Origin of the sequence: Streptomyces phaeoluteigriseus (genome assembly GCF_001896135.2) — a bacterium.
GTDB lineage: Bacteria > Actinomycetota > Actinomycetes > Streptomycetales > Streptomycetaceae > Streptomyces > Streptomyces phaeoluteigriseus.
The window spans coordinates 494,127-511,491 of record NZ_MPOH02000016.1; the positions used below are offsets into that span (position 1 = coordinate 494,127).

Here is a 17,365-nt window from a genome sequence, read left to right on the forward strand (position 1 = left end):
TCTCATTCTCCCGCCCCGCCGTGCAGACTTTGCACGGGGTGGGCCGTCAGCTCGCGCGCGGCGCTCGCGTCGCCGCCGATCTGGTCGACCGCCGCGTACGCGCTCGCGATGCAGGCGGGGATGCCGACGCCGTCGTAGGGAGCGCCGCACACCGCGAGGCCGGGGAGCTTCCCCACGTGCTCCCGGATGCGGGCCACGCGCGCGTGGTGGCCGACCGGGTACTGGGGCAGGCCGTCCGTCCACCGGGTGACGCGGGTTTCCAGCGGCGTGGCGTCCAGGCCGGTGGCGGCCTCCAGGTCGTGCCGGGAGACGTCGACGAGTTCGGCGTCGGAGCGCTCCAGGACCGTCGTCTCGCCGTGCCGCCCGACGGAGGTGCGCAGCACGGTCACGTCGGGGTCCTCGTCGGCGATCCAGGCCCACTTCTGGGAGGCGAAGGTGGACGCCTTGATGGTGCGGCCGTCGACGGGCGGGACGAGGAAACCGCTGCCGTCGGGCAGGGCGGTCCCGGAGCGGCGGTAGGCGAGGGTGATCAGGGCCATGGAGGCGTACTCGACGGTGCGCAGCTCGGCGGCGGCCTCGGGGGACTCGGCGGCGAGCAGTGCGGCGGCGACGGGCGCGGGGACGGCGACGACGACGGCGTCGGCGTGCAGGACCCGGTCGCCGACGGTGACGCGCCAGCCACCGGCCGGCTCGCGGCGCAGTCCGCTCACCGCCGCGCGCGTACGGATCTCGCCGCCGCGCGCCTCCACGGACGCGGCCACGGCGCGCGGCAGGGAGCCGACGCCGCCCTCGATGCCCATGAACACCGGCCCGGTCTGCTGGTCGGCGGCGGCCTTCGCCTGGATGTCGCGGACGGCCTCCGTGAGGGAGCGGTGCGTGCGCGCGGCCTGGAACAGCTGCGGGACGGCCGAACGCATCGAGATGCGGTAGGCGTCACCGGCGTAGACCCCGCCGAGCAAAGGCTCCACCAGGCGGTCGACGACCTCGAGGCCCAGGCGGGCGGCCACGAACTCGCCGACCGCCACGTCCTCGCCGATCTCCGTGCGGGGCAGGTCGGTGTCGCGGGCGATCCGGGCGAGGCCCTCGGCGGAGAGGACGCCGGCCAGCGCGGAGGCGGTGCCGGGGACGCCCATGACATGGCCCTTGGGCATGGGGCGCAGGGCACCACGGGTCCAGATCGAGGCGGTCGCGGTGGCCGGCGGCCGGAGCCGACCGCCGAGGCCCACCTCGCGCGCGAGGGCGACCGCCTCGGGACGGCGGGCCAGCATCGACTCGGCGCCCAGGTCGACCCGGACGCCCGCGATCTCACCGGGCAGCAGCTTGCCGCCCACCCGGTCGGAAGCTTCGAGCACGGTCACGCGCGCGCCGCGGTCCAGCAGCCGGTGGGCGGCCGCCAGGCCCGCGACACCGGCTCCCACCACGACGACGTGTCCCGTGCTCGTACCCGTTGCGCTCATGCCCCAACTCTCTCAAACCCCACTGACACTCCGGACGCACCCCGCGCTCCCCGGCGTCCTGCCCGCGGTGTCCCCCTCCGGTGTCCTCCCCGCGTCCCGACCGTGACCTGTTCGGAACCGTAGGAGGCCAACGTCCCGCCCCTCTCCGGCGTCGAAGGACCATCAGCCGTCGCCGAACCCTCGGGGGTACGCCCACATGAGCACACGACGTTCCGTACGACCGGTCCACGCCCTGGCGGGCGTCCTGCTCGCCGCCGCCGTCACGCTCACCGGATGCGGCGCGAACGACACGGGAGACAGCAGCAGCGCCCAGAAGGCGGCAGGGCCGGAGGCCGGCGTCGCCCAGCCGGCCGAGGACGCCAAGGCCGGCGCGGGCGCGAGCGGCTCGAAGGCGAGCACGGCACCGAAGCCGTCCGTGAACCGCATCATCCGCACCGCCACGCTGACCGTGCAGGTCAAGAACGTCCCCAAGGCCCTGGACCAGGCGCGCACGGCCACCGAGAACGCGGGCGGCTACCTCAGCGACGAGACGACCGTCCGGGACGAGGACAGCAGCGAACAGACCCGCGTCGTCCTGCGCGTGCCGGTGGACGAGTACGACGACGTCCTCGCCGGCCTCCAGGGCGCGGGCAAGCTCCTGGAGCGCACGGCGAAGGCCCAGGACGTCACCGACCAGGTCGTCGACGTGGAGAGCCGCATCACCTCGCAGCGCGCCAGCGTGATCCGCGTCCGTGAGCTGATGGACCGGGCCACGAACCTGAGCGACGTGGTCACCCTGGAGGGCGAGCTGAGCCGCCGCGAGTCCGACCTGGAGGCCCTGCTCGCCCAGCAGGCCTCCCTCAAGGACCGCACCAGCATGGCCACGATCACGCTGACCCTGTCCGAGCAGCCGGTGTCGGCCGGGAAGGAGGACGACGACCCCGGGTTCGTGGACGCGCTGGCCGGCGGCTGGGACGCGTTCGTGACGATGCTGCGCTGGATCGCGATCGCCTTCGGCGCGGTGCTGCCGTTCGCCGCGGTGCTCGCGTTGATCCTGTTCGTGTGGCTGCGGCTGCTGCGGCCCCGCCGCCGTGCGGGCCGGCCGGTCCGCCCGAGCGAGTCCGAGCGGGAAGAGGCCGAGCGGGTCTGAGCGGGCCGAGGCCGGCGGGACCGAGCAGGCCGAGGCCGAGCGGGACCGAGCAGGACGAAGCCGAGCGGGTCTGAGCAGGCCGAGGCCGAGCGGGACCGAGCAGGACGAAGCCGGCGGGACCGAGCGGGACGGAACGGGACCCGCCCCGACCGAGCCGGGCGGAAACGAATTTCCGTCGCCCCGTAGCGTGTTCGCATGAGCATGAGCGAGAGCGCGCGCCACGGGGCGTCCGGGCGGGAGCGGTTGGTCGTGATCGGCGCGGACGCCGCGGGCATGTCCGCGGCGTCCCAGGCCCGCCGGCTGAAGGGCCCCGGGGAACTGGACATCGTGGCCTTCGAGCGCGGCCACTTCGCGTCCTACTCCGCCTGCGGCATCCCGTACTGGGTGGGCGGTGACGTCACCGAGCGGGACGAACTGATCGCCCGCACTCCTCAGGAGCACCGCGCGCGCGGGATCGACCTGCGTCTGCGCACCGAGGTCACGGAGATCGACCTCGACCGGCAGGGGGTGCACGCGCGTGACGTCGATTCCGGGGCCGAGTCCTGGACGTCGTACGACAAACTCGTCATCGCCACCGGCGCCCGGCCGATCCGGCCGGACATGCCGGGGGCCGACGCCGAGGGCGTGCACGGGGTGCAGACGCTCGACGACGGACAGGAGCTGCTCGACACGCTCGCGCGGACCCGCGGGCGTGGGCGGCACGCCGTGGTCGTCGGGGCGGGTTACATCGGCGTGGAGATGGCGGAGTCGCTCATCAAGCGCGGTTATCGGGTGACGGTCGTCAACCGGGGCAGCGAGCCGATGTCGACGCTCGACCCGGACATGGGCCGCCTGGTGCACCGGGCGATGGAGGGCCTCGGCATCACCATGGTGAACGACGCCGAGGTCACCGAGCTGCTCACGCACGACGACGGCCGGGTACGGGCGGTGGTCGCACCGGACGCCGAGTACCCGGCGGACGTGGTGGTCCTCGGCATCGGTGTCCGTCCGGAGACCGCCCTCGCCGAAGCGGCCGGGCTGCCCGTGGGCGCCCACGGCGGTCTCCTCACCGACCTGGCGATGCGGGTGCGCGGCCACGAGAACGTCTGGGCCGGCGGCGACTGCGTCGAGGTCCTCGACCTGGTCTCCGGCCAGGAACGCCACATCCCGCTCGGCACCCACGCCAACAAGCACGGGCAGATCATCGGCACCAACGTCGGCGGCGGTTACGCCGTCTTCCCCGGCGTCGTCGGTACCGCCGTCAGCAAGGTCTGCGACCTGGAGATCGCCCGCACCGGCCTGCGCGAGAAGGACGCGCGCAGAGCGGGCCTCCAGTTCGAGACGGTCACCGTAGAGTCCACCAGCCGGGCCGGCTACTACCCCGGCGCCTCCCCCATGACGGTCAAGATGCTCGCCGAGCGCCGCACGGGCCGCCTTCTCGGCGTACAGATCGTCGGCAGGGAGGGCGCGGGCAAACGGGTCGACATCGCGGCGGTGGCCCTCACGGCGGGCATGACGGCCGAACAGATGACGACCCTGGACCTGGGTTACGCCCCACCGTTCAGCCCGGTGTGGGACCCGGTACTGGTGGCGGCACGGAAAGCAGCGGCAAAGGTGCGGAACACATAGGAGACGGCGCGCCCGCGCGGCCGGCCCCCACGGAACCGCACCATGCGACGCGCCTACGCGGTCCCGGACAGCCTCGGCAACGCGGAAACCGCCGCGGGCTGTTGCTCGGCCGGCTTGGCGTGCGCGGCCGGCGCCGGCCGCGACCGCAGCCGATGGCTGACGGCCTCGTCGAGCGTCACCGCCCGCTGCGCCTGCGCGGCCAGCCGCCCCGCCTCCTGGCCGAGCCGTGCCACGTCCTCCCAGGGGAGGCGGATCACGAGCGCGATCTCCGCCTCGCCGTCGGGCGTGGCATGCATGGGAGGAGTAACCCGGTCGTTCATCGCCTGTTCCTCACGTCGTTCCCGCGACCCGCCTTCCCAGTGCCGCGGGCGGTTGCCGCTTCATACGCAACGGCGGGGGACCGCGTTCAGCGCGCCCACCGATTCCTCGAACGGATCGGGGGCAGAACCTTCTTGTGGTCATCCCCGTCCATGACGTGAATCCCACGCGCCGCACCCCCGTGGTGACGTATGCGCTGATCGGCGTGAACGTCTTCGTGTTCCTGTTCATGCCGGGCCTGTCCGGCTCGGTGGCCGGTGACAGCACGCTGGCGCAGACCTGCCATCTCCAGGCGTTCCTGGAGCAGTACGCGGCCGTCCCACGCGAGCTGATGCACCATCAGCTGCCGCGGCTCGTGCCCACCGGGGACGTCCGCGGGGGCGGCTGCCTGCTGGGCCCGCCGGACTACGACAAGTCCCCGCCCCTGAGCGTGCTCACCGCGATGTTCCTGCACGGCGGCTGGCTGCACCTGCTGGGCAACATGCTGTTCCTGCTGATCTTCGGCAGCAACGTCGAGGACCGCATGGGCCACGTCCGCTTCGCGCTGTTCTACGCCGCCTGCGGCTATGCGGCGTCGTACGGTTTCGCGCTCGTCAACGCCGACTCGACCGACCCGCTGATCGGCGCGTCGGGAGCGATCGCGGGCGTGCTGGGCGCCTACCTCGTGCTCTACCCGAAGGCCAGGGTGTGGGTGCTCGTGCCGTTCCTGATCTTCCTGCCGTTGCGGCTGCCGGCCTGGATGGTGCTGGGCTTCTGGTTCGGGCTCCAGGCCGTGTACTCCTCCGGCGAGGGCGTCTCCGACGCGGGCACGGTGGCGTACGCCGCGCATGTCGTCGGCTTCCTCGCGGGCATGCTGCTCGCCTGGCCGCTGAAACGGGGCACACCACCGCCACCCGAGCCGCGCGGCCTGCTGTTCGGCAGGAGAGCCCGGCCCGGCTGGTGACGTCGCGTCACCTGGACCGGTCGGGAGGAAGTCAGGAGGAAGGACGACAGCCCGACGGACGACCGGCCGGTCGTGGTCGCGCCGGTGAGGTCACCGGCACGGAGCCCTGCCGGTGCGAGCGCGTGCCGGCCTCGGGGTGCAGGGTGCCGTGCGTGTACCTGGCCGCCATGCCGGGGAGAGGGGTCCCGCGCACCCGTCTCCCGGCGTCCGTACCCACCCGAGACCGGTACGAGTGGTCGGCGGGCGCCCGCCGTGTGCGCACCCTCGGGCGCGCACACGCCACGGCCGGTGGGCACCACCGTGCCCTGCGGGACGGATCAGCGGGCGGTCTGGGTGTGGACGTACTCGACGAGGCGGGTCAGCGCGTCCGGGTCGATGGACGGCATGACGCCGTGGCCGAGGTTGAAGACGTGACCCTCCAGGCCCGCCGCGGCGTCGAGGACCTCCCGGGTCCTGGTCTCGACGACCTCGGTGGAGGCGAACAGCACGGTCGGGTCGAGGTTGCCCTGGAGCGCCTTGCCGGGGCCGACCCGGCGGGCCGCCTCGTCGAGCGGCACACGCCAGTCGACGCCGACGACGTCAGCGCCGGCGTCGCCCATCAGCTTGAGCAGCTCGCCGGTGCCGACGCCGAAGTGGATGCGGGGGACGCCGTACCCGGCGACGGCCTCGAAGACCTTGACCGAGGCGGGCATCACCGAGCGGCGGTAGTCGGCGGGTGCGAGGGCACCCACCCAGGAGTCGAACAGCTGTACCGCCGAGGCGCCCGCCTCGATCTGGACCTTCAGGAAGGCGGCCGTGATGTCCGCGAGGCGGTCCAGCAGGTCGGCCCACAGCTCGGGATCGCCGTACATCATCGCCTTGGCGTTCTCGTACGTGCGCGACGGACCGCCCTCGACGAGGTAGCTCGCGAGAGTGAAAGGCGCGCCCGCGAAACCGATGAGGGGAGTCGGTCCCAGCTCGCGGGTCAGCAGGCCGATCGCCTCGGTGACGTAGGAGACGTCCTCGGGGGTCAGGTCGCGCAGCCGGGCGAGGTCGGCGCGGGTGCGGATCGGCTCCTCGACGACCGGGCCGACGCCGGGCTTGATGTCGAGGTCGAGGCCGATGGCCTTGAGCGGGACGACGATGTCGCTGAAGTAGATCGCCGCGTCCACGCCGTGCCGGCGCACCGGCTGGAGGGTGATCTCGGTGACCAGCTCGGGCCGCATGCAGGACTCGAGCATCGGCACACCCGCGCGGACCTTGCGGTACTCCGGCAGCGAGCGCCCGGCCTGGCGCATGAACCACACGGGCGTGTGCGGCACCGGTTCACGCCGGCACGCCTTCATGAAGGGGCTGTCGTACGTCGCTGTCGGCTGCCGGCCCGCGGGGCTCTCGTTCGCGCTCACGACGGCAAGTCTCCCATGACGCGGAAACCCTGCGGAAACCGGCGGGGGGCGCCCGCTCACCGCCCCTCACCGTCGGCGGGACGCCGGCCGACGGCCCCTGACCGTGCGCGTGTTCGCCCAGCGCGCAGCCGTCCGAGGTGTGCCCACGGGTGTCTTGCCCTGCGCGAAGCTCCCGTTCCCCTTAATCTTCCCCGCATGGCTGCGGCTCAGGGACGACTGTCGGACGGCACGGGCGGAATGGATGACGGGAACGAGGAGGACCTGGACGGGGGCGGGGCGGTTCCGCCGCCCTTCCGGGCCGCCGTCGACGCACTGAGGGCGGCGCGGCTGCGGCCCCAGATCGAGATCGAGCCGACACCGGCCCCGCGGCGCCTGGCGCCGTACGCGTACGCGCTGGAGGCGACCGTCGTGGACGGCGACCAGGACCTGGCCGACGGCCGCCTGGTGCTGCTGCACGACCCGGCCGGGCACGACGCCTGGCGCGGCACCTTCCGGCTGGTCACCCTCGTGCGGGCGGAGCTGGAGCAGGAGATGGCCGTCGACCCGCTGCTGCCGGAGGTGTGCTGGTCCTGGCTGACCGGGGCGCTCCAGGCACGCGGCCTGATCTACGGGGAGCCGAGTGGCACCGTCACCCGCGCCGGCTCGCACTACTTCGGCGGACTCGCGGAGCGTCCGGCGTCCTCGCAGATCGAGATCCGGGCCTCGTGGACGCCCCGCGAGGGGCTGGGCGGGGTGCCGGACACGGCGGCGCACCTGGCGTCCTGGTGCGATCTGCTGACCCAGGTCGCGGGACTGCCACCGGCCGGCCCGGGGGACGCGTCCGTCGTGACGCTGCCGCAGCGGCGGGGGCCGCAGTCGCGCTGACCGCGCCGCACCGCCGGATGCCGCGGGCGAAGACGTCGGCGGGACCTGGCCGACGTCTTCGGCCCCGCCGACGTTCTCGGCCCCGCCGACCTTCTCGGCCTCTCCGGATCTCTCTGACCTCCGGTTCTCTCCGGTTCTCTCCGGTTCTCCCTGAGCCCGCTGACCTGTGCGCGCGGCCGGTCGGCCGCGCTCGCACACCGTGATCGGCCCCGATAACCGTCGACTCCCTCGAACGGCCGCCTCGATTGACCATCTCTTTGTCGATACGGCCACTTTCGGTCTCATACGACACCCGCTCAAACCGATTCGATCTTCGGGTGATCGATCACTCGTCCGAATTGCACGGATTGTTACTCACTAGATCGTGATCATTTTCTAAAGGACCAAGGCTTCGGTGCCGAAGACGACTGTGACCTTGAAAGCACGGTTCGTCCCGGCTTCATCCCCACGAGCCGGCCCCGTCGTCCCCCCACCCAGGAGGCCTGGTGTCCGTTCTCCTCGAGCAGCCCGCAAGCCTGGTCGCCTACCGCCCGAACAAGCCCACCGCCATGGTGGTCGTGGCCGACCCGCGCGTCCGCTCCACCGTCACCCGCCATCTGTGGGCGCTCGGTGTGCGCGACGTCATCGAGGCCTCGTCCGTCGCGGAGGCTCGTCCCCGCATCGGCAACCCCCGCGACATCTGCGTCGCCGACGTCCACCTTCCCGACGGCTCCGGCCTGACCCTCCTGTCGGAGACCCGCGCCGCTGGCTGGCCCAACGGGCTCGCCCTCTCCGCGGCCGACGACATCGGCGCCGTACGCAACGCACTGGCCGGCGGTGTCAAGGGATACGTCGTCACCGGCACCCGCACCAACGTCGGGCTCCCCACCCGGCCCGGTGCCGCCCCCATCGGCTCGGCCGCCGCCCGCCTCCACCGCCGTCCCCCGGGTGCCCCGAGCCACCCGGGTGGCTACCGCGAGCTGTCCGGCCGCGAGGTGGAGGTGCTGAGACTCGTCGCCGAAGGCCAGTCCAACAAGGCGATCGGCGTCTCGATGGGCCTGTCCGCGCTGACCGTCAAGAGCCACCTCGCCCGCATCGCCCGCAAGCTCGGCACGGGAGACCGCGCCGGGATGGTCGCGGTGGCGCTGCGCACCGGCATCATCCACTGAGGGCTCCGGGCCGAGGGCCCGTCCCGACCGTCCACCTCGATCACCCCCCGTTCCCCTCCCGATCCCTGCTGATCCACTCCGGCTCACCTCGTTTCCGTCGGCCTGCCTCGATCCGCCTCGATCCTTCATCGACCTGACTGGTTTGCGACCCTGCGGCGCCTGTCGACGGAACGTTCCGTCGGCGGGGGCCGCCCACACACGGATACCCTTGACAGGTGACCGACGCCCAAGAAACCGCAGCAGCCAGCTCACTGCGAACCACCGGAGGCGCCCCTCCGGAAGACGACGGACCTACTGCTGCCGGGGCGCCGACACCATTGCTCGCACCTCGCGAGGGCGTTCCGCCCGTGATCGCCGACGACGCCGCGCTCGCCGAGATGATCGCCGCCTTCGCCGCCGGCTCCGGCCCCGTCGCCGTCGACGCCGAACGCGCCTCCGGCTACCGCTACGGCCAGCGCGCCTACCTGGTGCAGCTGCGCCGCGAGGGCGCCGGCACCGCACTGATCGATCCCGTCGCCTGCCCCGACCTCTCCGCGCTCGGCGAAGCGCTGTCCAGCGTGGAGTGGGTGCTGCACGCGGCCACCCAGGACCTGCCCTGCCTGCGGGAAATAGGCATGGTGCCCACCAGGCTGTTCGACACCGAGCTGGCCGGGCGGCTCGCCGGGTTCCCGCGGGTCGGCCTCGGTGCGATGGTCGAGGGCGTCCTCGGTTTCGTCCTGGAGAAGGGCCACTCCGCCGTCGACTGGTCCACCCGCCCGCTGCCCGAGCCGTGGCTGCGCTACGCCGCCCTGGACGTCGAACTCCTCGTCGATCTGCGCGACGCCCTGGAGAAGGAACTGGACCGGCAGGGCAAGCTGGAGTGGGCCCGGCAGGAGTTCGACGCGATCGCGACGGCGCCGCCGCCCGAGCCCCGCAAGGACCCCTGGCGCCGTACGTCCGGAATGCACAAGGTGCGCCGCCGCCGTCAGCTCGGCGTGGTGCGGGAGCTGTGGCAGACCCGGGACCGGATCGCCCAGCGGCGGGACGTGTCCCCCGGCAAGGTGCTGTCGGACGCGGCCATCGTGGAGGCCGCGCTCGCCCTTCCCGCCAACGCGCACGCGCTGGCCGCGCTGAACGGCTTCGGCAACCGCATGAGCCGGCGCCAGCTCGAGCAGTGGCAGGCGGCCGTCGACCGGGCCAAGGCGATGAGCGAGTCGCAGCTGCCGCAGCCGGGGCAGTCGGTCGTGGGTCCTCCCCCGCCGCGGGCCTGGGCGGACAAGGACCCCGAGGCCGCGGCCCGCCTCTCTGCCGCGAGGTCGGCCGTCTCGGCGGTGGCCGAGGAACTGAACATGCCGCAGGAGAACCTGATCGCCCCGGACACCGTCCGGCGCGTCTGCTGGGAGCCGCCTCAGCCGGTCGACCCGGACTCGATCACCGCGGCGCTCACCGCCCTCGGCGCACGCCCCTGGCAGGTGGAGCAGGTGGCGCCGGTGCTGGTGGCGGCCCTGTCGGCCAAGGCGACGAACCCGCAGGCCACGGGGAGCACGCAGGCGCCACAGGGCACAAGTGCGCCGCAAGGGGCCGGTCCGCTCGGTTCGCCGGAGGCGGCCGGTGCGCGGGAGAACGGTTCCCAGGAGAACGGTGCACCCGGGACCGGTCTGCCGGACGACGGCGTACGGCAGACCGGAGCGCGGCGGACCGGGGCGTGAGGGACCCGCTCGGCCGCCGTGGACATCGCTGTCATACGGCGGCTGCCGGCCGTGAGCGGTTGCGCGTGCCGTTTCCGTGCTCAGGGGCTCATCTGGTCGCTCCGCGCATGAAGCCGTTGTAGATGTACCTCTGGAGGGCCAGGAAAACGATCAGTGTCGGCAGGATGACCAGGACCGCTCCTGCCGAGATCGTCTCCCAGTGGGCGGCGTAGGGGCCCTTGAAGCGGAACAGCGACGTCGAGATCACGCCAAGATCCTGAGAGGGCATGTAGAGGAAGGGGATGTAGAAGTCGTTGTAGACGGCGATCCCCTTCACGATCACGACCGTCGCGATCGCCGGTTTCAGCAACGGGAAAATGATCTTGCGGTAGATGGTGAACGCGTTGGCGCCGTCCAGGCGGGCCGCCTCGTCCAGCGAGATCGGGATCGAGCGGACGAACTGCAGAAAGACGTAGATCGACACGATGTCGGTGCCCATGTACAGGGCGATCGGCGCCCAGCGGGTGTCGAAGAGACCGAAGCTGTGGACGATCTGGAAGGTCGCCACCTGGGTGGTCACGCCGGGGACCAGCGCGGCGACCAGGAACAGGGCGACGACCGGTTTCCGGAACCGGAACGTGAACCGGTCGATGGCGTAGGCCGTCATCGAGCCGATGAGCACCGTGCCGCCGACCGAGACCAGCAGGATGAAGGCGGTGTTGCCGAACGCCGTGAGCATCCCGCCGTCCTGGAACGCCGTCACGTAGTTGTCGAAGTTGAGCGGGTCGCGCGGCGGGGTGAGCGCCCCTCCGCCGTTCGCCGTCTCGTTCTCGGTCTTCAGGGACGTCAGGAGGACGACTCCGAGCGGGAGCAGGACGACCACCGACGCGAGGACCAGCGACAGGTACACGAGGGTGCGGGCAACGGCTCGGCGCGTCATACGAGGTCCACCCTGTCGTCGGGGACGAGGCGCCGCTGGACCCAGGTCACCAGCAGGATGATCAGCAGCAGCACGACGGCCGCCGCGGAGGCGAGCCCCGTCTTGTTGAACTGGAAGGCCAGCTTCACGGTCTGGATCACGAAGGTCTCGGTGCCGGTCGCCCCGCCGGTCATGATGTACGGGATCTCGAAGGCCGAGAGGGACCCGGAGATCGACAGGATCACGGTGAGGGTCAGCACCGGTTTGATGCCGGGCAGGATGATGTAGCGGAACTGGTGCCAGCGGTTCGCGCCGTCCAGCTCCGAGGCCTCGTACAGCTCCCCCGGGATCGACTGGATCGCACCGAGGAACAGGACGAAGTTCATGCCCAGGTAGCGCCAGATCGAGACGCCGGCGAGCGAGGTGTTCGCGGAGAAGGGCGTGCCCAGCCAGGCGTGGTCGGTGTGGTGGCCGAAGAGGCCGAGGACCGTGTCGAAGGTGCCGCCGTCCTGGAAGAAGTAGAGGAAGACGAAACCGATGGCGACGCCGTTCACCAGGGACGGGAAGAAGAGCACGCCCTTGAAGAAGTTGCGGAAACGGACCTGGAAACTCAGGATCGTCGCGAAGTACAGCGCGGCGGCGATCTGGACGACCGAGGCGATCAGGTAGTAACCGCTCACGAAGAACACCTGGAAGAGGTCCTCCCTGGTGAAGATCTCCGTGTAGTTCTCGACGCCCGTGTAGTGCAGCTCCGGGCTCACGCCGTCCCAGTCGGTGAAGCTGTACGCGACCATGTTGGCGATCGGCGCGTAGGTGAAGGTGATCAGCAGGGCGAGGGGCGCGAGCAGGAACAGCCACGGGGTGAGCACCCGCCAGGTGCGGGTACGGCGCGGAGCCGGCAGGGGGGCGGTGCCCGCCGAGGCCGCGGTCCCGGCGGGCACCTTCCCGGTGGTGTGCGTCATCGGCCGGTCACGCTCTTCTGCGTCTTCGTCCACTTCTTGCCGAGATCCGCGAGGAAGTCGTCCAGGCTGCCCTTCTTGGCGCCGCGCGCCAGATCGACCAGGTCCTGCCGGTACTCGGGCTTGTAGATGCCGACCTCGGACTCGTCGTCGATCAGTTTGACCTCGGCGCCCGCCGAGTCGTCCAGCTCGATCAGCTTCACGCCCGCGTCCTCGTACGGCTTCAGCACCTGGGGCATCGAGGCGTCCTTGAGCGGAGAGATGGCCAGGTTGTCCCGGTCGTAGCCCGACTTGTCGGTGAACCAGTCGATCCAGGCGCGGGCCGCCTCCTTGTGCGGGGAGTGGACGTTGACGGCCTGGTTGTAGTCCGGGCCGACGGTGGCGCAGAACGTGCCGTCGGACTGGGCCGGGAACGGCATGAAACCGATGTCGTCGGGGTTCACGCCGGCCTTCTTCGCGGCGTCCTGGAACTGGATGACCGCCCAGGTGCCGAGCCACTGGGTGGCGATCTCGCCCTTCGCCAACTGTGGCTTGGACAGCTCCCAGTTGGTGGTGGTCGGGTCCTTCTCGGCCAGCCCCTGGCGCACGATGTCGTAGAGCAGCCTGTCGCCGACACGCAGGTCCGAGCCCTGCGCCCACGGGTCGCCCTGGGCGAGTTTCGTGGTGGCCTGCGGGTCGCAGCCGACCGAGCCGTTGACGTACGTCCACGAGGTCAGGGGCCACTGGGCGGCGAAGTTGGTGTAGTACGGGACCGCTCGCGTCTTCTCCTTGATGGCCTTCAGACCGGCGAGGAACTCGGCCGGGGTGGTGGGCCATTCGGTGATCCCGGCCTCCTGCCACACCCTCTTGTTGTAGACGAAGCCGGGCATCACGCCGACCGGGCTCTGGCCGTAGACCTTGCCGTCGACGGTGGTGAAGTCGGTGAAGCGGTACTTCGCGGCGCGCTCGGCCTCGGTGCCCAGGGAGGCGAAGAACTTCGGGTAGTCGTTCTTCTTGATCACCGCCGGGATCAGGAGGACGTCGCCGTAGTCCTCCGTGTTCATCCGGATCTTGATCTCCGCCTCGTAGTTGGTGAGTGCCTGGAACTCGACCTTCACCTTCGGGTAGACCTTGTTGAACTCGGCGGCGTACTTCTTCATCGTGCCGTCCTGCACGAGGTCGGTACGGACGGTGAGAACGGTGATGTCTCCGCTCACCTTCGACGGGTCGTCGGGCGCCTTGGCGTCGGCGCCCTTCGCGCTGCCTCCTGTACCGGTGCAGCCGGGGAGCAGCAGAGCGGCTCCGGCGACCAGGGCGAGGACTGTACGGCGGTTCATGTGCGTCAACTCCGTTCACGGGACGGACGAGCACGTGCAAGGTGGTGGAACGCGTACGGGCCGGTGGAGCCCGTACGGGTTGGCTGATTCGGCACTCTGACAGCGCTTTCTCAACCGGTAAAGTCCCCATCCGGCCAAGGATGAAGAGATGTTTCCCCATCCCCGGATCGACCGGTTTAGGGAGTGCGCATGCTGGAGGCCACACCGCTCACCGACGGCTGGACCCTGCGGCACGGGGAGGAGTCGCTCCCGGCCGGGGTGCCGGGCTGTGTGCACACCGATCTGCTCGCGGCCGGGGTGATCCCGGACCCCTTCCTCGGACGCAACGAGGCCGAGGTCGACTGGGTCGGGCGGCGCGCCTGGACCTACGAGGCGCGGCTGCCGGAGCCGGCGTCCGGGCACGAGCAGACGGACCTGGTCTTCGACGGGCTCGACACGGCCGCCGAGGTGCTGGCCGGCGACCGGCTCCTGGGCCGGGTGCGGAACATGCACCGCTCCTACCGCTTCGACGTGACGGGACTGAGCGGGCCACTGACCGTCCGGTTCCGTTCCGCGTACGCCGAGGCGGAGGCGGTGCGCGGGCGACTCGGCGAGCGGCCCTCCGCCTACGCCGAGCCGTACCAGTACATCCGCAAGATGGCCTGCTCCTTCGGCTGGGACTGGGGGCCGACCCTGGTGACGGCCGGAATCTGGCGGCCGGTGCGCCTGGAGCGCTGGTCGACGGCCCGGATCGCCCGGGTGCGGCCACTGGTGACCGTCGAACAGGGCGTGGGCGTCGTCGAGTTGCGCGTGGACGTGGAGCGCACCCGGGTGGAGGCGGAGCTGACCCTGGAGGCCGGCGTGGGCGGACGACGCGTGCGGGCCGCCGTGCGGGGGACGGACGCGGTGGTCCGGCTGGAGGTGCCGGATCCCGCACTGTGGTGGCCGCGTGGGTACGGCGAACAGCCGCTGTACGACGTCGAACTGACGCTGCACCACGGCGATGCCCCGCTCGACGCCTGGCGGCGGCGCATCGGTTTCCGGAGCGTGGAGCTGGACACCTCGGCCGACGTCCGTGGAACCGCCTTCACCCTTGTCGTCAACGGGGAGCCGGTCTTCGCTCGGGGCGTGAACTGGATCCCGGACGACGTGTTTCCGTCCCGGATCACCCGCGAGCGTTACCGGGAACGGCTGGGGCAGGCGGCCCGCGCGGGCGTGGACCTGGTGCGGGTGTGGGGCGGCGGGATCTACGAGAGCGAGGACTTCTACGACGCCTGCGACGAACTGGGCCTGCTGGTGTGGCAGGACTTCCCGTTCGCCTGCGCCGCCTACCCCGAGGAGCAGCCGCTGCGCGGGGAGGTGGAGGCGGAGGCCCGCGAGAACGTCGTACGGCTGATGCCGCATCCGTCGCTGGTGTTGTGGAACGGGAACAACGAGAACCTCTGGGGCTTCCGGGACTGGGGGTGGGAGGAGCGGCTCGGCGGTGACTCCTGGGGGGAGGGGTACTACCTGGGCGTCCTGCCGAGGGTGGTGGCCGAGGCGGATCCGACCCGGCCGTACACGGCGGGCAGTCCGTGGTCGGGTTCGTGGCGGCGGCACCCGAACGATCCGGCGCACGGGACGCACCATTCGTGGGAGGTGTGGAACCGCGAGGACTACACCGACTACCGGCGCGAGGTGCCTCGGTTCGTGGCCGAGTTCGGCTGGCAGGCGCCGCCCGCGTACGCCACCCTGCGGCGCGCGCTGCCGGGTGAGGACCTCGCGGCGGACTCCCCCGGTGTGCTGCACCACCAGAAGGCGGAGGACGGAAACGGCAAGCTGCGGCGCGGGCTGGAGCGGCATTTCGTCTTCCCCGAGGGGGATTTCGACCGGTGGCACTACCTGACGCAGGTCAACCAGGCCCGTGCCGTGGCCGCGGGGATCGAGCACTGGCGCTCGCACTGGCCGGTGTGCGCGGGCACGGTCGTCTGGCAGCTCAACGACTGCTGGCCGGTGACCTCCTGGTCGGCGATCGACGGGGACGGGCGGGAGAAGCCGCTCTACCACGAGTTGCGGCGGCTGTACGCGGACCGGCTGCTCACCCTGCAACGGCGGGCCACCAAACTGGTGCTGGCGGCCGTCAACCAGTCGCGGGAGCCGTGGACGGGCCCACTCGTGCTGCGGCGCATGTCCGTCGAGGGCGAGGTGCTCGCAACGGCGAACCTGGAACTCGCCGCCGGCGCCCGGGCGGTGGCCGAGGTGCCGGTGCCGGCGGAGCTGGAGCCCACCGGGCCGAAGGACTTCCTCGTGGCGGACGCGTGGGGATCCCCCGGGTCCCCCCGCTCGGTCGAAGCCGGGAGCGCGAACGGGCTGCGGGCCCTGTACTTCCCCGTCCCGGACCGCGAAGTCCCCTACCCCTCGCCCGTGTTCGAGGTGAGCCTCGTACCGGGCGGAGTCGAGGTACGGGCGTGCACGCTCGTACGGGACCTGCTGCTCCAGGCCGACCGGCTGGACACGCGGGCACGTGCCGACCGGGGTCTCGTCACGCTGCTTCCCGGGGAACGGGTGACCATCGGGATCACCGGCTGGGAGACTCCCGATGCCGACACCGCCCGCCGTGCGCTGTACTGCCAGGAGCCCGTTCGATGACAGCGTTTCCCGCACCTCGCGTCACCATCAAGGACGTCGCCGCGCGCGCCGGTGTGTCCAAGGGTGCCGTCTCGCTCGCCTTCAACCACAAGCCGGGACTGTCGGAGGCGACCCGGGACCGCATCTTCGCGGCGGCACGGGAACTGGGCTGGGAACCGAACCTGACCGCGCGGTCGCTGTCCAGCTCGCGGGTCGACGTGGTGGGGCTCGCGATCTGCCGGCCGGCCCGGATGCTGGGCCTGGAGCCCTTCTACATGGAGTTCGTCTCCGGCGTCGAAAGCGTTCTCACCGAGCACTCCTGCTCCCTGCTGCTGCGACTGGTGCGCACGGTGGACGAGGAGGTCGGCATCCAGGAGTCGTGGTGGCGCGGGCGGCAGATCGGCGGGTCGATCCTGGTGGACTTCCGGGCCGACGACCCCCGGGTGCCCGCCGTGGAGCGGCTCGGGATGCCGGTGGTGGCCGTGGGGCATCCCTCACTGACCGGCTCCCTCACCTCCGTGTGGACCGACGACGCGACGGCGGTGAAGGAGGCGGTGCGGTATCTCGCCGCGCTGGGGCATCGCCGTATCGCACGGGTCGGGGGCGCGGCGGCGCTCGGGCACACCATGATCCGGACGGCCGCGTTCGACGAGGCGGCCCGGAGCCTGGGGCTGGCCGGGGCACGGCAGGTGGCGACCGACTACTCGGGGGAGGCGGGCGCCCGGGCGACCCGGTCCATGCTGACGGCCGCCCCGCCGGACCGGCCGACGGCCATCGTCTACGACAACGACATCATGGCCGTCGCCGGTCTGTCGGTGGCGGCCGAGATGGGGCTGAGCGTGCCGCGGGACGTGTCCCTGCTGGCCTGGGACGATTCCCAGTTGTGCCGGCTGACGCATCCGACCCTCTCCGCGATGAGCCACGACGTGCACGGATTCGGTGCGGAGGCGGCACGCACGCTGTTCGGGCTGATCACCGGAGAGGGCCCGGGGACGCACCAGGTGCCCACGCCGGTGCTGACGCCACGCGCGTCGACGGCTCCGCCGGACGTGTGACATTCGCCGCT

At 71.6% G+C, this 17,365-nt stretch carries 13 protein-coding genes and 1 pseudogene; 8 read left to right on the forward strand and 6 right to left on the reverse strand.

Annotated elements, in window-relative coordinates; genetic code table 11:
* Positions 1–2: 2 nt before the first annotated feature.
* Positions 3–1,457, reverse strand: a complete 1,455-nt coding sequence (hemG, locus tag BM536_RS26890) for a protoporphyrinogen oxidase (RefSeq protein WP_073493333.1) — start codon at positions 1,455–1,457, stop codon at positions 3–5.
* Between the two features lie 196 nt (positions 1,458–1,653).
* Here hemG and BM536_RS26895 point away from each other — a divergent pair, with 196 nt between their 5' ends.
* Both BM536_RS26895 and BM536_RS26900 read left to right on the forward strand, forming a co-directional pair.
* On the forward strand, positions 1,654–2,586 hold the full coding sequence (locus BM536_RS26895) for a DUF4349 domain-containing protein (protein WP_073493331.1): 933 nt from the start codon (positions 1,654–1,656) through the stop codon (positions 2,584–2,586).
* Between the two features lie 201 nt (positions 2,587–2,787).
* Positions 2,788–4,194, forward strand: a complete 1,407-nt coding sequence (locus tag BM536_RS26900; RefSeq protein ID WP_094103650.1) for an FAD-dependent oxidoreductase — start codon at positions 2,788–2,790, stop codon at positions 4,192–4,194.
* A gap of 53 nt (positions 4,195–4,247) precedes the next feature.
* On the opposite strand, the gene BM536_RS26905 is transcribed toward BM536_RS26900, so the two are convergent.
* The gene (locus BM536_RS26905) at positions 4,248–4,514 is read right to left on the reverse strand and encodes a hypothetical protein (protein ID WP_094103618.1); all 267 of its coding nucleotides are present in this window, start codon (positions 4,512–4,514) and stop codon (positions 4,248–4,250) included.
* 134 nt (positions 4,515–4,648) lie between these two features.
* Here BM536_RS26905 and BM536_RS26910 point away from each other — a divergent pair, with 134 nt between their 5' ends.
* Positions 4,649–5,455: a rhomboid family intramembrane serine protease gene (locus BM536_RS26910; RefSeq protein ID WP_073493327.1), complete on the forward strand. Its 807-nt coding sequence runs from the start codon at positions 4,649–4,651 to the stop codon at positions 5,453–5,455.
* A gap of 317 nt (positions 5,456–5,772) precedes the next feature.
* On the opposite strand, the gene hemE is transcribed toward BM536_RS26910, so the two are convergent.
* Positions 5,773–6,840 (reverse strand): uroporphyrinogen decarboxylase, encoded by a 1,068-nt coding sequence (hemE, locus tag BM536_RS26915; protein WP_073493325.1) that lies wholly within the window; start codon positions 6,838–6,840, stop codon positions 5,773–5,775.
* Positions 6,841–7,035: 195 nt separating this feature from the next.
* Here hemE and BM536_RS26920 point away from each other — a divergent pair, with 195 nt between their 5' ends.
* From BM536_RS26920 to BM536_RS26930, 3 genes and pseudogenes are all read left to right on the forward strand, one after another.
* Positions 7,036–7,704 carry a DUF3000 domain-containing protein gene (locus tag BM536_RS26920; RefSeq protein ID WP_073493323.1) on the forward strand — a complete coding sequence of 223 codons (669 nt, stop codon included), beginning with the start codon at positions 7,036–7,038 and terminating at the stop codon, positions 7,702–7,704.
* Positions 7,705–8,189: 485 nt separating this feature from the next.
* Positions 8,190–8,852, forward strand: a complete 663-nt coding sequence (locus BM536_RS26925; protein ID WP_073493321.1) for a response regulator transcription factor — start codon at positions 8,190–8,192, stop codon at positions 8,850–8,852.
* Between the two features lie 215 nt (positions 8,853–9,067).
* A pseudogene (locus tag BM536_RS26930) lies at positions 9,068–10,351 on the forward strand (HRDC domain-containing protein); the annotation flags it as partial.
* Between the two features lie 277 nt (positions 10,352–10,628).
* On the opposite strand, the gene BM536_RS26935 reads toward BM536_RS26930, so the two are convergent.
* Genes BM536_RS26935 through BM536_RS26945 form a run of 3 tightly spaced genes read right to left on the reverse strand, consistent with a single transcriptional unit; the run spans position 10,629 to position 13,713 of the window.
* Entirely contained in the window at positions 10,629–11,459 is an 831-nt protein-coding gene (locus tag BM536_RS26935; protein ID WP_073493319.1) for a carbohydrate ABC transporter permease, read from the reverse strand.
* On the reverse strand, positions 11,456–12,400 hold the full coding sequence (locus BM536_RS26940) for a carbohydrate ABC transporter permease (RefSeq protein ID WP_073493317.1): 945 nt from the start codon (positions 12,398–12,400) through the stop codon (positions 11,456–11,458). The genes BM536_RS26935 and BM536_RS26940 overlap by 4 nt, the downstream gene beginning before the upstream one ends.
* Positions 12,397–13,713 (reverse strand): ABC transporter substrate-binding protein, encoded by a 1,317-nt coding sequence (locus BM536_RS26945; RefSeq protein WP_073493315.1) that lies wholly within the window; start codon positions 13,711–13,713, stop codon positions 12,397–12,399. The genes BM536_RS26940 and BM536_RS26945 overlap by 4 nt, the downstream gene beginning before the upstream one ends.
* Positions 13,714–13,902: 189 nt before the next feature.
* Here BM536_RS26945 and BM536_RS26950 point away from each other — a divergent pair, with 189 nt between their 5' ends.
* Both BM536_RS26950 and BM536_RS26955 read left to right on the forward strand, forming a co-directional pair.
* Positions 13,903–16,320 (forward strand): glycoside hydrolase family 2 protein, encoded by a 2,418-nt coding sequence (locus BM536_RS26950; RefSeq protein WP_073493348.1) that lies wholly within the window; start codon positions 13,903–13,905, stop codon positions 16,318–16,320.
* The gene (locus BM536_RS26955) at positions 16,317–17,354 is read left to right on the forward strand and encodes a LacI family DNA-binding transcriptional regulator (RefSeq protein ID WP_073493313.1); all 1,038 of its coding nucleotides are present in this window, start codon (positions 16,317–16,319) and stop codon (positions 17,352–17,354) included. The genes BM536_RS26950 and BM536_RS26955 overlap by 4 nt, the downstream gene beginning before the upstream one ends.
* Positions 17,355–17,365: the final 11 nt, after the last annotated feature.

Coding starts and splice junctions, on each gene's coding strand:
- BM536_RS26935 (WP_073493319.1), bottom strand. CDS start 11,459: ATGACGCGCCGAGCCGTTGCCCGCACCCTCGTGTACCTGTCGCTGGTC.
- BM536_RS26940 (WP_073493317.1), bottom strand. CDS start 12,400: ATGACGCACACCACCGGGAAGGTGCCCGCCGGGACCGCGGCCTCGGCG.
- BM536_RS26945 (WP_073493315.1), bottom strand. CDS start 13,713: ATGAACCGCCGTACAGTCCTCGCCCTGGTCGCCGGAGCCGCTCTGCTG.
- BM536_RS26905 (WP_094103618.1), bottom strand. CDS start 4,514: ATGAACGACCGGGTTACTCCTCCCATGCATGCCACGCCCGACGGCGAG.
- BM536_RS26895 (WP_073493331.1), top strand. CDS start 1,654: ATGAGCACACGACGTTCCGTACGACCGGTCCACGCCCTGGCGGGCGTC.
- BM536_RS26920 (WP_073493323.1), top strand. CDS start 7,036: ATGGCTGCGGCTCAGGGACGACTGTCGGACGGCACGGGCGGAATGGAT.
- hemG (WP_073493333.1), bottom strand. CDS start 1,457: ATGAGCGCAACGGGTACGAGCACGGGACACGTCGTCGTGGTGGGAGCC.
- BM536_RS26955 (WP_073493313.1), top strand. CDS start 16,317: ATGACAGCGTTTCCCGCACCTCGCGTCACCATCAAGGACGTCGCCGCG.
- BM536_RS26900 (WP_094103650.1), top strand. CDS start 2,788: ATGAGCGAGAGCGCGCGCCACGGGGCGTCCGGGCGGGAGCGGTTGGTC.
- BM536_RS26950 (WP_073493348.1), top strand. CDS start 13,903: ATGCTGGAGGCCACACCGCTCACCGACGGCTGGACCCTGCGGCACGGG.